Below are 13,449 nucleotides of genomic sequence, written 5' to 3'. Positions count from 1 at the left end.
GCGACCCGGGCCGCTCGGTGGTCGACACGACACCAGTCACAGAATGGACCGTCTCGATTTGATCTGCTACCGAACGTGTCCCGTCTCGTTTCGCTACGTTCACACGTGAACAGCGCTGGTGTCGGTGTGACCGTGCCATCATCCACCGCTAGTTCTTCATCGTCAAGATAGTATCGGTCACAGTATCGGGAAACGCTGATACGGTTCGACAGCGAACGTCGGGTATGGCAAACGACCTGAGTGAGCAACTCGCTGGCGCGCGGATGCAAGTCGACGGGCGGTTCAACGACCGGATCCTCGACTCGCAGTTCAGCAACCAGGAGTGGGGACTCATCATGACGGCAGTCGAGTTCGAAATCGACCAGCCTGAGGACCCGGCACAGGCACAACTGGTCGCAAATACCGACAACGTTTCGGCAGTGATCGGTGAACTCGGTGATGAGCAACCCCGTCATCCCGCCGGGACAGCGCCCGCGGGGACCGACTCCTCGGGCGGGATCCTCGACCGTCTCGGTGACGCGCTCGGGCTCGGAAGTTCGGAGTCCACCGACGATACGGAGCAACTCGAAGCTGCAGAGGCACTCGCACGGGAGTACGCCGACGAGTTACAGGCGTTTCTGGAAGAAGAAGGGCGATGGGCGGCCGTCTGTGAGTCTGCGACGAACTCCTAGCTACCCGGCGTGAAACAGCGTCCGTTCCTCGGCCTCGTAGATGTTGATGAGTTCGGTGACGATCTCGTCGTAACTCTCGTCCTCAACCCTGAGGTTGTCGAGCCGGGCGATGGTTTCCTCGTCGAGTTCTATCTGGGGCATGTTCTATTGTTCACTGAGCGAAGACTTAAACACCACGGCTGTCTGTCCGACTGTCACTGCCGAACCTCGGGACGGTGTGGTTCCGAAGAGAAGATCGTATGCTACTTATCCGGCCTGCCACTCTAGCCGCATGAATGGACGAGCCGGTCTTGCTTACTGGTGCAGGCGGTCACGTGGGTCGAACGGTCTTCGAGCGGCTCCGTGACAGGTACGACTGGCGACTGCTGTATCACAGCGAACCAGCCGAGGATCCGGGTGTGCCCTACTTCACCGGCGAAGTGCAAGACCACGGGGACGTCAGACCAGCGATGGAGGAGTGTGGTTCGGTCATCCATCTCGCTGGCGACCCGCGCCCCGAAGCGCCCTGGAGTAGCGTACTCACGAACAACATCGACGGGACCCACACGGTGTACGAAGTCGCCGTCGAAATGGGCGTCGAGAAGGTCGTTTTCGCTTCCTCGAATCATGCTGTCGGGGCCGCCGAAACTGACGAGCGCACCCCCGAGATGTACCGCACACACGACGACTTTCGACTCGACGGAACGGAGTTTCCCCGGCCGGGCAACAAGTACGGCATCAGCAAGGCGACCGGCGAAGTCATCGGCCGCTATTTCCACGACAGACACGACATCGCCGTCTGCAACATCCGGATCGGCAACCTCAACGAGAACCACCCGCCGGTCGACTACGAGCGCGGGCAGGCGATGTGGCTCTCGCCGCGTGACTGCGCACACATCCACGACCGCGCCCTGCAGGCCGACTACGACTTCGAAATCGTCTACGGTATCTCTGACAACGACCGGAAGTACTACTCGATCGAGCGCGCGAAGGAAGTACTCGGCTACGAGCCACGGGACAACTCCGCGGAGTGGGACGGCGACGAGAAGGTCGTGTAGACGCCAGCCGCGTGTGACGGCTCAGCGTTGCTCGCTTATTGGATTAGTCTGTTACTTACTATCTGCCAAGCACGAAAGCTGCGGGTATGACGAACCGTCCTACAGACCAACCGTCCGGTGGCGATTCAGCGACGCGTGCCGACCAGCTCGACCGTGTCTCCGCGCACCTCGAAGCCATTCTGGAGTCGGTCGACCTCGAATCGGAGCCACATCTCGCCGAGGCGGTGATCGACGCCATTCGGGCAACCGAACGTGCGTCCGATATCGACGCCTCAGCAGTAGCTGTCGCTGGCAAGCGCGCAAGCGGCCACATACCGGCGTCGTTTCTCAAGCGCAGTGAGCAGCGACGGACATTCGCCGCGCACGGTGTACAGAGACGACGGCAGTAGCGACGGATCCAAACCCACAACAGCCTCGCCCGCGTAGTGTCACTGTGGCAGGCCCGATCCGATTTCGATATGCGACCGATTCCTGGACCCAGCAGCGCGTCGACAGCGAGCTGTTCGGGCCATTGAACGGCAATCTCGGCGCGAGGCGTGTCGACCCGCACAACGACCCGCCGCCGGAGTATCAGGCCTGTCTCTTCGAGATGGACAACGGCGACATCGCGCTGTTTTGCTGGCACGACGACAGCGGTGCGTACTGGCTCGGAAACACCGAGACGCCGCGGACGCTCTGGCGCACCGAGAAGTACACGTTCGAGGAGATTCCCTATCCGGTGGCACGGTGGGCACAGCGAGAGTTGCTCGCTCGCCTCGAAGCGAGCGACCCGTGGCTCGCCGCGTACGACCACGTCGCCTGGTTTTTCCTGCCGGTCTTTTTCTCGAAGGACGGCCGCGAGACGACACGAGCGTTTTTCCGCGACCACGAGGGGGGCTTTCCGGACGCGACCCGCGAGGACGCGCTCGAATTCTACGAGGCGTTGCTCTCGACGGGGATCCTCGACGACCATCGGTACACGATGGCGACCAAGCTGGGCACGAGCGAGCGCCTGGACCTGGTTCGGATGCGCGCGTCGATGGCCGAACTGCACGCCGCAAAACTGCTTGCCGATGGCGGCCACGAGTTCGTCCCCGAGGTCGAACTCGACTCGGGCTATGCGCTCGACTTTCGCGTACTCGATACAGACCGGCTGGTCGAGGTGACGCGACCGGAGCCACCCACGCGCCGCCGTGCCGGGACGCCAGCAGCCGCACTCAGAGAGACCGTCGACGGCAAGACGTCGAATCAGCTTGCGGCTCATCCAAATGCCGTCGTCTTCGTCGACTGCTCGTCGTTCCATGATGACGAGTGGCAGGCAATCGCCGCCGAACGACCGGGGGTCGGTCACAATCCTGCGGTCGTCTATCGAATGCGGCCCGACGGCTCGGTTGCGGGCTACTCACACGGGGACCACGGCCTGTCGCTCCAGCTGTCGCCCTGACTTTCTTGCCCGCTCCCGACAATCTATTACCGTGATCCGAAGTTTCCGCGAACGCGGGCCGGTCGTACTCATTCCAGCAGCGTGGACGGCAGTCGGCGCGACCGAATTCGAGTATCTGAGTACGGACGGTCTGTTCGTCGCACATCTCGTCATGGCGGCCTTTATCGGCTTCTTTCTCCTGACGGGCTGGTCAGAGCTGTCGGCCGGTGCGCTGCGCGCCTGGCGCGTCGTGTTGCTCGTCGGGTTCGGGCTGACGCTCGCCGGGATTGCTGGCTTTCTGGTCGACACATTCGAGACTGCACTTCTGGCCACCAGCCTGTTTGGCTGGATGGTGCTGCCTGCTGGTGGACTCGCCTACACTGCGCTCGAACTACCCGAAGCGAGACTCGTGTACGGCGGCGGAGCCCTCGTGTCCGTGCTCGGAGCGTGCGTGTTCGCCGTCGCGCTCGTGTGGACGATCGATCCGGGACTTGTGGCTGGACTCGCACTCGTCGCTGTGGGACAGACTGCAGGAATCGTCGATGCGGCGCGACGGTAGCTCAAAACTCGACGTCGACTTCCGCGTCCTCTGTGGCCTCTTCGAGGCCGTCCTCGTGTGCGTCGGAGACCAGTTGTACCGTCATGTCGGCGTCGGTGAGCGTCTCCTCGAAGGCGGTGCGAAAGCGATAGCTCACGCGACGGGCGCGTTGTTGCGTGTCGACGATTGCGAGCGCTCGTTCTGCGGTCCCCTCGTCGAGTTCGCACTCGTCCGCGAGTTGTTCGGCCGTCACGCCCTCTGCGTGGCGGTCACGCACTGTCGCGGAACCAACCGCCAGCTCGTCGAGAGCCGTCTCGCGAGTCAGATGCAGGTCCATCCGCGCCCAGAACACCGTCTCTGGTGAGCGGTCCAGATCCGCGCCAATCTCCGCGTCCGAACGGCCCTCGTAGAACTGCCTGACGAGTTGCTCGTACTCGTCGTCGGTCAGGCCGGTCCGGAAGGAGAACTCTTCGCGCATTCGCTCGATGATACTCTCGAGTCGCGTCTCGACTGACTCCCCCTCGATGAGCGACCCGCGCGTCTCCTCCTGAGATTCCGTGACGGTCTCATCCTCCGCGACATCGAGGAAGATGTCTCGAAGTTCCGCTGTCTTCTCTTCCATCTGACCCCCTACTCAACGGGACATGTATATAAATGTGATCCTCCGCGAACAGGATGTCAGCGTTGGGCACGGAAATCCGAGGTCGGCAGTATCAGGCGATCGTTCCGGGTTCGCCGCCAGCTGGAAGTTTGTCGAACCGGTACAGCACGAACATCCCAGCCACGAGGACGCCGACAGTGACGGCGAGCACCTGAAAGATGAGTGTGTAGTTTCCCCCTCGCGTCACGAGGATTCCGACGACCCCGGAGCCAAGCGACTGGGTGAGCGACATTATCGCCGAGTACATCGCGTAGGCGCTGGCCCGGTGATGATCCGGGAGCGAGGCGAGCAGGTACGTGTCGACTGCCGGATACAGTGAGTGCGCGAAGTAGCCGACAAAGAGGCTGACAGCGGTGATCGCCACGACGCTCTCGACGACTGTCAACACGAACACCGAGCAGGCGAAACAGGCGATCAGCGCGATCAACAGCGGAACGTTCGGAACTCGGTCGGCCAGTTGGCCAGTGATGAGAAAGGCCGGAAGCCCGGCCGCAAACATCACCGAAAGCAGGAGCCTGCCCGTTCCGGGGTCGATGCCTTTCGCGACTTCGAGATAGTCGCCGAAGAGGTTGAACAGGCCGTTCCAGAGGAAGCCGGACGCACCGAGTAACACGATCCCGGTGAGCACCGTAGCCCACTGCGCGCGGATCGCGGCGAACAGGTCTCGGTCCTCGCTGCCAGCGTCGGGGAGTCTCATCCGCCCGGCCATCAAGACGAACGCGACCGTCGTGACGGCAGCGATAGCGCCGATACACAGAAACGTCGTCCGCCAGTCGCTGACGAACAGAACGGCACTGACCACGAGCGGCGCAACCGCGGCCCCGACCTGACTGGACATCCCGTGGACTCCGATGACGGTTCCGACCCGGTCGGGGAACAGTTCGCTGACCAGCGGGTTGGCCGCGGTGAAGTACATCCCGCTCGAAACGCCCATCAGGGAGGCCCCGAGCGCCAGTTGCAGGACCGACTGTGACAGCGCGGTGAGTATCGACGTGCCGACGAGCAGCCCGCCGGTTGCAGCGACGACGTAGTGGCGCGGAACGCGCGTCAGCAGATAACCCGTCGGAAGCCGTGGTGCAGCGCTGCCAAGCCACGCGGCACTGGTGACGACACCGAGCGACGCAGTGGTCACGCCCAGGTCGGCGGCGACTGGCTGAAGCAACGGAGCGAAGATAACGCGTGCGAGATTGACGAGAAACACCATCGCACAGAGCGACCCGAACAGTTGTCTGCGAGACACATCCGAACGCTTGACTCGGAAGCGTTTGAAAGAATCGAATCGTGCCAGATTCGGGGAGAGTGGTTGTACAGCTGACAGCACGTGAAACGTGTGTTCTCCGTTCGATGACCGGGAGCGACCCGAAGCCATTAGCGATATCTCGTTCTATCAGTACACATGAATCGGTATCTTCGCTGGTACGCCAGCCTGCACAAGTTCTATCGGATACTGTTCTGGGCCTCGATAAGTGTCGGCGCGTTTGGAGTCGTGGCCGGGTTGGCCACAGAGAGCGTTCCGATGGCTGGGCTGGGTGTGTTCTGGCTTGTCGGCGGGCCGGCCGTTATTTTTCTTGCGTCCTTGTTCGACAGCGAGTGACGGGATTTAGGCGCTCTCTCTCGGTTCGAACCAAGCGGGCTGGTGAAACGCTCTAGTCGTCCGCCGGAGCCACGTCAGTCGTGGAGCCGTACGACTCCCCAGCACTGATCGTGTCGATGTTGTTGATCGTGTACCTGATCACGAGGAACGAGAACAGATATTTCGCGACCAGATCGAAGGCTGAGTAGCCCCACGAGGTGAGAGCGACATCATCGATGAGGGCGAGTCCCTCGTTACCAATCGCCCACCAGACGGTGTATCCGAGCCAGAGGACGACAGTCAGATTTCGAAGCAGGTTGAATATCTCCGCCGTTCCAGCACGCTTTGCGTCCTCGGGCCACTCAACTAACAGGATGTAGAAGACGACGAGCAGAAACGTACAGCTGATCACGTACCACGACCACCGCATCATGTGACTCGAGGTGGTCAACGCGGCTGCGAGGCCGGTGATCATGATCCCCACGTCGAAGACGACAGCGGTGAATATCTTCGTGAGGTTGGTGCCAGCCAGCAGACCGAGCGCGATCAGGATGAAGGGCGTCGAGAATGCCCACGTCAGATACCGGCCCCACAGGCTAATGGTGCCATCGACTTCCTGTCCGGTGCCTTCGAGCACCGTCGTGGCCCCCGCCAGCGCGTGTCCGTCTGGCATCTCGATGACACTTATCGTCAGCCCTGATGCGAGTCCGGTGTAGCTCACGATGGAAACTGCCGAGACAGTCATCGCAGAGACGACAATCAACTGTGCTCGCGGGTCTGTCACGCCGCGCGCGAGAAATGCGAAAAGCAGCAACGACAACCCGGCAACCGCGATGTTGACGTAGATCGAACTCCCGAGCAACACGTCGTTCAGTACGTGTTCGAACATCGCCTCCTGTGATACTGATAGCACGGTCTGACCGATTGGATTGTACATACACTCGACAAGTCGCAGAGGGCACATTTAACAAATATGCCTTACTCGTTTGTAGCAACTGCATACCCCCGACTGACTCTCATCGAGTTGCCCGGTGTCGGTCGGACAGACTAACCGGGAGTTTTTAGCCCTCGGTGGCCCGTGCTCTGTGTATGATCCTTTCGGACGCGGACATCGCCCGCCGACTCGACGAGGGCGAACTGGTCATCGAGCCACTCGATGACCCCGAGTTGCAGATCCAGCCCGCGAGCGTCGACCTCCGCCTCGGTCGGGAGTTTCTCGAATTTCAGCGGACGAACATCCCCTGTATCCACCCCGACAGCGAAAACGAGGTCGACGAGTACGTCAGCGAAACAGTCGTCGAGGAGGGCGACGACTTCATCCTCCACCCCGGCGATTTCGTCCTCGGAACCACCAAAGAGCGTGTCGAGATCCCTCCGGATCTCATCGCCCACGTCGAGGGCCGCTCGTCGCTCGGCCGTTTAGCGATTGTGGTGCACGCGACAGCCGGACTGTGCGACCCCGGATTTGCGGGGAAGATCACGCTCGAACTCTCGAACCTCGGCGCGGCGCCCGTCGCGCTCTCGCCGGAGATGCGCATCTCACAGCTCACCTTCACTGAACTCACCTCGCCCGCCGACCGGCCCTACGGGGCCGAACGGGGCTCGAAGTATCAGGACCAGGACGGCCCCCAGACCTCGAAGATCGGCGGCGACCGGGAGTTTGGGGGTGACCAATGAGGGTCCGAGGCCGATGAAGTTCATCGAAGAAATCGTCGTCGAGGAGTTTCTCCCGACCGTCCGGTCGCTGCTCGCTGAGTCGCTCAGAGCACGTGGATTGACCCAGAGTGACGTGGCCGAGTTACTGGGAATCAGTCAGAGCGCCGTCTCGAAGTACGCGACCGGTGACGTCGACCGCAACGAACGCCTGCTCGCCGACGAACGGGTGCAGGACCTGGTCGACCGGCTTTCGGAGGGGCTCACGACCGGCGAGATGTCGCCGACCGAAGCACTGATCGAAATCGAAGTCTGTATCCGCGAACTCGAACGCGGCGGGGCGCTGGCGGAGTTACACGCCGAGGCTGTCCCGGACCTGGCCGAGTACGACGGCGAACTCGCGGTTCACGACCCCGACAGCCGCCTCCGCGAGGCCGGGCGCGTCCGGTCCTCGGTTCGTCGCGGATTGCGAATCCTCCGGAACACCGACGGGTTCGCGGGCGAGATTCCCGCAGTCGGGTCGAATCTCGTCGAATGTCTCTCGGATGCCGAGACAGTCGAGGACGTCGTCGCAGTTCCCGGTCGGATACTGGCCATCCGCGGGCAGGTGACAATCCCCGGCGAACCGGAGTTTGGCGTCAGTCAGCATGTCGCGAGCGTGCTGCTCGCAGCACGCCGTCACGGCAGCGACGCGCGGGCGGTGGTCAACCTGCGATACGACGAGGCAACGCTCGATTCGCTCAGAGACGACTACGTCCTCGCCGAATTCGACGCCGACGCCGACCTCGACGAGGCGATCGCAGCGGCGCTCGCTGACCAGCAGGACGCGGACGTGCTGTATCAGTCCGGCGGATTCGGAATCGAGCCGATCATCTACGTGCTGGGCCCCGACGCACCGACTGTGGCCGAAATCGTCAGAGAACACGTCTGAATCGCGTTCCACACCATGTCCGAGCAGACTCTCACTGACTCGTTTTACGCGCGGTGGGCGCGTCTGTACGACCGCCTCGCTGTCGCACCCGTCGTCCGGGGCTGGCGCGAACGAGCGGCCGAGACACTCGACGTGACCGTTGGCGACACAGTCGTCGACATGGGCTGTGGCACCGGCGCGAACGCTCCGGCGCTGCGCGAGCGAGTCGGCGCAGACGGGCGCATACTCTGTGTCGACCTCGTTCCTGAAATGCTCGCCCGGGCAGGGCGACGGTCCGGCCGACGCGGCTGGGCGAACGTCCATCTTGTTCGCGGCGACGCGACCCGACCACCGGTCCGCGGGGCCGACGCGCTCGTCTCGACGTTCGTCGTCGGGATGTTCGCCGATCCCGCTGCAGTCGTTCGGTCGTGGCTGCAGTGTGTGAAACCGGGCGGCCGGATCGCACTCCTGAATCTCAACCGGAGCGAACAACTGGTGGCAGCGCCGCTCAACGCTCTCTTTCGGGGGTTCGTCCGCGTCGGCGCTCCCGGCGACCGATGGCGTCTGCGGTCCCCGACTCGGCAACTGGAGCGGCGATGCACCGCGGCGAGGGAGGCCCTGTTCGAGGGGACAGTCGACCAGCGCACCGAGACGCTCGCTGGCGGCTACGTCACGCTCGCGAGCGGGCGGGTTCCGGAATAACGCCTACAGCTTGAGGATCAGAACGACCCCGAGGAGGCAACCGACGAGACCGATCAGGAGACCGGCAACAGCGATTTTCGCCATCCGAGGCATAGTCTGACCGGGTGTGCGGTCAGACACGACGAGCGGGTCGATGCCGTCGGCGGTGACGCGACCGACGACCGTCACGTCGGTTCCGACGTCGGCCCGCTGTTCGCGGTATCGCCGCGTTCCGAGCGAGAGCAGTCCGAACAGGGGCGCGAGAACCGAGGGCGGGTCGCGCCACAGCGTCGTGTCCGAGACGTCGTCGTGGTCGCTCTCGAACCGCTGGATCCGCTCGGGTGGGGTCTCGTTCGGGCCGCACGTCTCGACTGTGTCTCTCGTGAGCGTCACAGTGTGTGCTGGCTCGACGACAGAGACCGTTCCGGCTGCGGTTTCGAGCGTGAACGGGACAGCGCTGGTCGCCTCGTACAGGGTGACGTACCACGGGAGCAGATACAGCACGCTGAGTCGTCGTTCTTCGATCTCTGACCGGAGCGCGACACACTCGGCTGCGCTGAACGGGGCGACGATCCTCTCGTCAGCGTGTTCGACCGTGCCGGTCGCTCGGCCGAGCGACCCGGCCGTCGCTCCGTCGCTGATCTGCGTGGCGCGGTACACGGCCGTCGCTCGCCAGATGTACCGTGCGCTCACAGCAAGCGCAACGCCCCCCAGAATGAGCATTATTGCGCCGAAAAGTGTCGATGTGGAGAAACTTGTGGCCATATCCGGTGTTATCGAGGTGGCTGTAAAATCGGTTTGGGTTTGGACACTCTGTGGGATCAGTCGTTCTCGGCCAGCCGGACCCCTACGCTGACAGGGTCCCCAACATCCTACTGTTCGGTCTTCTGTCGTTCTTCTTCGAGTCGCTGGCACCCAATTACTAACGAATCTGGGAGTTCGCTTGCCGACTGTTGCAAGGTTTCGAAAACGACTGCGACTTCGTCGAATCGCGGTCCACGGAACGCTCGCAACGGATCACGCTCCCACTCGATGAAGCCCCCTTCAGCGAGTTTCGGCAAGTGTGTGTGGTACAGTTGCGCCTGAAACTCCTCGGCGTCTACCGGTACGTTCGGATTTATCGCCCCCTCTGGGAGCGGTACTGAATCGCCTGCCTCGGCGTCCAAAAGAGAGACGATCAGCTGTCGGCGCGGCTCGGCTGAAACCGCCTCGAACACCCGATCCCATCGCTCGATGACGCGTTTTCCGTTGTCGAACCTCACGGAGACCATGCTCGAACTACTACGTGGTAACACTTAAATATATAATCGCCTCATGAGAATTCCAAAAATAAACCGTCCGCCGTCGGATCTGCCCCTCACAGTAGCTGTAGCGACAATCTCGCTGCTCTTTTGCATGAATCCCGAGATCAGTCGAGCGCTTCGCCTCGATGCTGTCGACATCGCTACCGGTATCGCTCGGCATGTTCGGGGCAGAATGCCGGGTCGGTGAGCTGTGCCTCGATCACGCCGGGCTGTCTGTGCGGGTTCGCGAGTCGACAGCCCTCCGTCTCGCAGAAGCTCTCCCCCGTTTCGAGGTAGTGAACCGCCTGCAGGACGTAGCCTTTCAGCGCGTCGGTCGTGCGCGGGTCGTCTTCGATCAGGAAGTCGCCCTCGACCTGCTCTTCGAGCACTTCACGCGGTGGGGGGCCGCCGCTGAGCAGCGCGTGTTTCTGCTGTTCCTTGTAGTACTGCTCGGGCTTTGCGGGCGCTTCGTACAGCCCCGGAACCGAAACGAGTGCTGGCTGACCGAGGACGTTGACGCGCTTGTGCCAGCGCCCGTCGTGGTCGCCCCACGTCCCGATCACCCGGTCGAGAAGCGGAACGTGCAGGTGATCGAGGGACTGCTCGCTCTCGGGAATGCGCCGTCCGAGCGCCTCTTGTACTTGCAGGCCGTCGTAGATGACCCCACCCGCTCGCTCGGGATGTTCGAGCGCGCGCTCTTCGTAGCGGACGATGCCGACCATCGTGTTCCCCGTCTCGCGCTCGTAGGGGTCGAGAACGCGTGCCTCCGCCAGATCCGCTGCCAACTCGTCGTCGGCGTACTGGGCACAGAACCGCTCGGAGACTGTCACGGACGCGTCGAGGTGTTCTCTCAGCCAGTCTGCGATTGCGTCCGTGTCCGCGACGGTCGTCGTCGCGCGATACAGCGTGACTTCCTCGACCATATCTCTCCTTTGCTACTCCGGCCTGAAACAATTGCGATCTGGTGGATTGGACGACCACTCAGGGGCCGGTGAACAGTTCGTCGGCTCGAATGCGGAGAATAACGCGCTCCGTTTCGATTGGGTTCTGATACTCCTCGGCGTCCGTGTACCGCCGTGCCAGTTCGTCGATGTGTTCGCGCGCACCCTCTGTGGTTATCTCCGTGACTTCACCAGTGACCGACAGAAACTGATAGGGGTTCTCGGGATAGGTCATGCTCACCGCGACGCGCGGGTCACGTCTGACGTTGCGCTCTTTCTGTCTGTCTCGTTCGGTGTTGACGAGAATCCGCTCGTCTGCGGCGTCGTAGTCGACCCACACGGGCGTCGAATGGGGCCGTCCGTCCGGAAAGAGCGTGACGACGTGTGCAATCGTTGGCTGCTCGAATAAGTCGTGAAACTCTACTGGTATCTCGACCACGCTGGCGTTACACCCGGTCGATAGGTAAGCGTACTCCTCTTGTGATGTCCCTTCTGTCACTCGTCGGCACACAGTCCCCTCGTTTTCAGAGCGATAGAACGTAGTCCGTCGTTTAAATACCAACCCGCCGAAGTGGTTCGATATCATGAGTTTAGCGTCCCCATCCGAATCAGACGAGACTGCCCACGGGTACACCCTCCAGCTACTGTTGGACACGCTCGACCTCCCGGCGTTCGCGCTCGATTCGACCGGTACGGTCGTCGCCTGGGACGAGCAGATGTCCGAACTGCTCGGCGGGAGCCCCGAGGAGATACGTGGTCTCGAACGCCTCGGCGCATATTTTTACGACGACGGTCGACTCACGCTCGCCGAGAAAGTCGCCGAACACCCGGAATCGACGGCACAGGTGTACGACGGCGTCAGCCTCGCAGATGACGACTACGCGTTGTTGAACGGCGAGTACGTCTACGAAGACCGGAGCGTCCTCGACGGCACAGACATCTGGTTCGTCGCGACGCCGGTCTACGATGGCGAGGACTTCGTCGGCGTCCTCGAAATCGTTCAGGACATCACCAGTTCGGCACGCTACGAACGCGAACTGGAGGAGTTGTTCGCGAACCTCGCGTCGGCGATGCTCGCGTACTCCCGCGGTGCGTTCGACGCCCGCGTCTCCTTCGACACACAGGACAGTCTGCTCGAAGACGACTACCTCGCTATCGTCGACCGGGTCAACGAGATGGGTGCTACGATCCAGAGTCACGTCGCCGAAGTAGAAGCCGACGTGCGGGACCTCGAACGCGCAGTCGAGGACATCACCGACCGGTCGACAGATATCAACACGGTCACCAACCAGCAGTCAGAGAGTATGTCTACCATCTCCTCGGAGGTGGCGAATCTCTCGGCGACCGTCGAGGAAATCGCCTCGACGACAGACACCGTCGAGTCGACGAGCGAGAACGCACGGACGCTCGCCAACGACGGTGCCGAGACGGTCGACGACGCGCTCGACGTGATGGCCGACGTCGCCGAGTCGGCCGACGTCGTGGCCGACGACGTGGACGCCCTGCAGTCACGCCTCGAAGATATCGACGAAATCGTCGACGTGATCAACGACATCGCGGAGGAGACGAACATGCTGGCGCTGAACGCCTCCATCGAGGCGGCCCGCGCTGGTGAGGCCGGTGAGGGCTTCGCGGTCGTCGCCGACGAGGTCAAGTCGCTCGCCGAGGAGTCACAGGAAAACGCAAGCCGTATCGAACAGATGGTCACGGAGATCCAGTCGGAGGCCGACGACACCGTCTCGAATCTCGAAACGACCACCGAACAGATCACTGACGGCATCGAGCAAGTCGAGGTCGCGATGGAGCAGTTCGACCAGATCGTCGAAGCTATCGAGGAGACGACTCACGACATCGAACAGGTCTCGGATGCGACCGACGACCAGGCGGCAAGTGCCGAGGAAATCGCCTCGATGGTCGACGATGCCGCCACGAAAGCCGACACCGTCTCCGACGCCGTCGACGACATCACGGCCACCGCCGAGGAGCAGTCGTCGCTGGTCGAAGACCTCGCCGACTCTGTCGGGGAACTGACTGACGACTCGGACGACACGCCGTCTCCCTGATCCCGACCGGAACCCTCCTGTGATCCATCCGCGCCG

18 protein-coding genes are annotated in these 13,449 nt (G+C 62.4%); 10 read left to right on the top strand and 8 right to left on the bottom strand.

The features are described 5' to 3' along the window. Window positions 1-224 precede the first annotated feature (224 nt). Window positions 225-671: a DUF5799 family protein gene (locus ACMGFL_RS10975; protein WP_436935581.1), complete on the top strand. Its 447-nt coding sequence runs from the start codon at window positions 225-227 to the stop codon at window positions 669-671. Here the strand turns inward: ACMGFL_RS10975 and ACMGFL_RS10970 are convergent, their stop codons facing one another. Further along, on the bottom strand, window positions 672-812 hold the full coding sequence (locus ACMGFL_RS10970) for a DUF7557 family protein (protein ID WP_436935580.1): 141 nt from the start codon (window positions 810-812) through the stop codon (window positions 672-674). Between the two features lie 134 nt (window positions 813-946). Between ACMGFL_RS10970 and azf the strand changes: the two genes are divergently transcribed. The 4 genes from azf (at window position 947) to ACMGFL_RS10950 (ending at window position 3,669) form a co-directional block, all read left to right on the top strand. Continuing rightward, complete coding sequence (gene azf / locus ACMGFL_RS10965; RefSeq protein WP_436935579.1) at window positions 947-1,708, top strand: NAD-dependent glucose-6-phosphate dehydrogenase Azf; 762 nt, start codon at window positions 947-949, stop codon at window positions 1,706-1,708. Between the two features lie 86 nt (window positions 1,709-1,794). Beyond that, on the top strand, window positions 1,795-2,097 hold the full coding sequence (locus ACMGFL_RS10960) for a hypothetical protein (RefSeq protein WP_436935578.1): 303 nt from the start codon (window positions 1,795-1,797) through the stop codon (window positions 2,095-2,097). 44 nt (window positions 2,098-2,141) lie between these two features. Beyond that, complete coding sequence (locus ACMGFL_RS10955; protein WP_436935577.1) at window positions 2,142-3,131, top strand: DUF5784 family protein; 990 nt, start codon at window positions 2,142-2,144, stop codon at window positions 3,129-3,131. Window positions 3,132-3,162: 31 nt separating this feature from the next. Then, the gene (locus ACMGFL_RS10950; protein ID WP_436935576.1) at window positions 3,163-3,669 is read left to right on the top strand and encodes a hypothetical protein; all 507 of its coding nucleotides are present in this window, start codon (window positions 3,163-3,165) and stop codon (window positions 3,667-3,669) included. Window position 3,670: 1 nt separating this feature from the next. On the opposite strand, the gene ACMGFL_RS10945 is transcribed toward ACMGFL_RS10950, so the two are convergent. Both ACMGFL_RS10945 and ACMGFL_RS10940 read right to left on the bottom strand, forming a co-directional pair. Continuing rightward, a complete protein-coding gene (locus tag ACMGFL_RS10945; protein WP_436935575.1) occupies window positions 3,671-4,270 on the bottom strand; it encodes a hypothetical protein in 600 nt (199 codons plus the stop codon). Between the two features lie 91 nt (window positions 4,271-4,361). After that, on the bottom strand, window positions 4,362-5,549 hold the full coding sequence (locus ACMGFL_RS10940; RefSeq protein WP_436935574.1) for an MFS transporter: 1,188 nt from the start codon (window positions 5,547-5,549) through the stop codon (window positions 4,362-4,364). 156 nt (window positions 5,550-5,705) lie between these two features. Here ACMGFL_RS10940 and ACMGFL_RS10935 point away from each other — a divergent pair, with 156 nt between their 5' ends. Continuing rightward, complete coding sequence (locus ACMGFL_RS10935; RefSeq protein ID WP_436935573.1) at window positions 5,706-5,903, top strand: hypothetical protein; 198 nt, start codon at window positions 5,706-5,708, stop codon at window positions 5,901-5,903. 52 nt (window positions 5,904-5,955) lie between these two features. Here the strand turns inward: ACMGFL_RS10935 and ACMGFL_RS10930 are convergent, their stop codons facing one another. Beyond that, entirely contained in the window at window positions 5,956-6,819 is an 864-nt protein-coding gene (locus tag ACMGFL_RS10930; protein ID WP_436935572.1) for a bacteriorhodopsin, read from the bottom strand. A gap of 152 nt (window positions 6,820-6,971) precedes the next feature. On the opposite strand from ACMGFL_RS10930, the gene dcd reads away from it, so the two are divergent. From dcd to ACMGFL_RS10915, 3 genes are read left to right on the top strand one after another with little or no spacing between them, the layout of a single operon-like run. Beyond that, a complete protein-coding gene (dcd, locus tag ACMGFL_RS10925; RefSeq protein ID WP_436935571.1) occupies window positions 6,972-7,559 on the top strand; it encodes a dCTP deaminase in 588 nt (195 codons plus the stop codon). Between the two features lie 13 nt (window positions 7,560-7,572). Continuing rightward, window positions 7,573-8,466, top strand: coding sequence for a thiamine-phosphate synthase family protein (locus tag ACMGFL_RS10920; RefSeq protein ID WP_436935570.1), 894 nt, complete (start codon window positions 7,573-7,575; stop codon window positions 8,464-8,466). A 15-nt stretch (window positions 8,467-8,481) separates the two neighbouring features. Next, window positions 8,482-9,147, top strand: coding sequence for a class I SAM-dependent methyltransferase (locus tag ACMGFL_RS10915; RefSeq protein ID WP_436935569.1), 666 nt, complete (start codon window positions 8,482-8,484; stop codon window positions 9,145-9,147). A gap of 3 nt (window positions 9,148-9,150) precedes the next feature. Here the strand turns inward: ACMGFL_RS10915 and ACMGFL_RS10910 are convergent, their stop codons facing one another. The 4 genes from ACMGFL_RS10910 to ACMGFL_RS10895 form a co-directional block, all read right to left on the bottom strand. After that, window positions 9,151-9,849 carry a hypothetical protein gene (locus ACMGFL_RS10910; RefSeq protein WP_436935568.1) on the bottom strand — a complete coding sequence of 233 codons (699 nt, stop codon included), beginning with the start codon at window positions 9,847-9,849 and terminating at the stop codon, window positions 9,151-9,153. 149 nt (window positions 9,850-9,998) lie between these two features. Next, window positions 9,999-10,397, bottom strand: a complete 399-nt coding sequence (locus ACMGFL_RS10905; protein WP_436935567.1) for a hypothetical protein — start codon at window positions 10,395-10,397, stop codon at window positions 9,999-10,001. A 173-nt stretch (window positions 10,398-10,570) separates the two neighbouring features. Beyond that, window positions 10,571-11,332, bottom strand: a complete 762-nt coding sequence (locus ACMGFL_RS10900; RefSeq protein ID WP_436935566.1) for a DUF7001 family protein — start codon at window positions 11,330-11,332, stop codon at window positions 10,571-10,573. A 58-nt stretch (window positions 11,333-11,390) separates the two neighbouring features. After that, window positions 11,391-11,789 carry a pyridoxamine 5'-phosphate oxidase family protein gene (locus ACMGFL_RS10895; RefSeq protein ID WP_436935565.1) on the bottom strand — a complete coding sequence of 133 codons (399 nt, stop codon included), beginning with the start codon at window positions 11,787-11,789 and terminating at the stop codon, window positions 11,391-11,393. A 145-nt stretch (window positions 11,790-11,934) separates the two neighbouring features. Between ACMGFL_RS10895 and ACMGFL_RS10890 the strand changes: the two genes are divergently transcribed. Beyond that, on the top strand, window positions 11,935-13,413 hold the full coding sequence (locus tag ACMGFL_RS10890; RefSeq protein WP_436935564.1) for a methyl-accepting chemotaxis protein: 1,479 nt from the start codon (window positions 11,935-11,937) through the stop codon (window positions 13,411-13,413). Window positions 13,414-13,449: the final 36 nt, after the last annotated feature.

This window comes from Halovenus marina (assembly GCF_051414115.1).
Lineage (GTDB): Archaea > Halobacteriota > Halobacteria > Halobacteriales > Haloarculaceae > Halovenus > Halovenus marina.
Note: the sequence above shows the minus strand (reverse complement) of the source record. Positions and strands in the feature narration are given on the sequence as shown.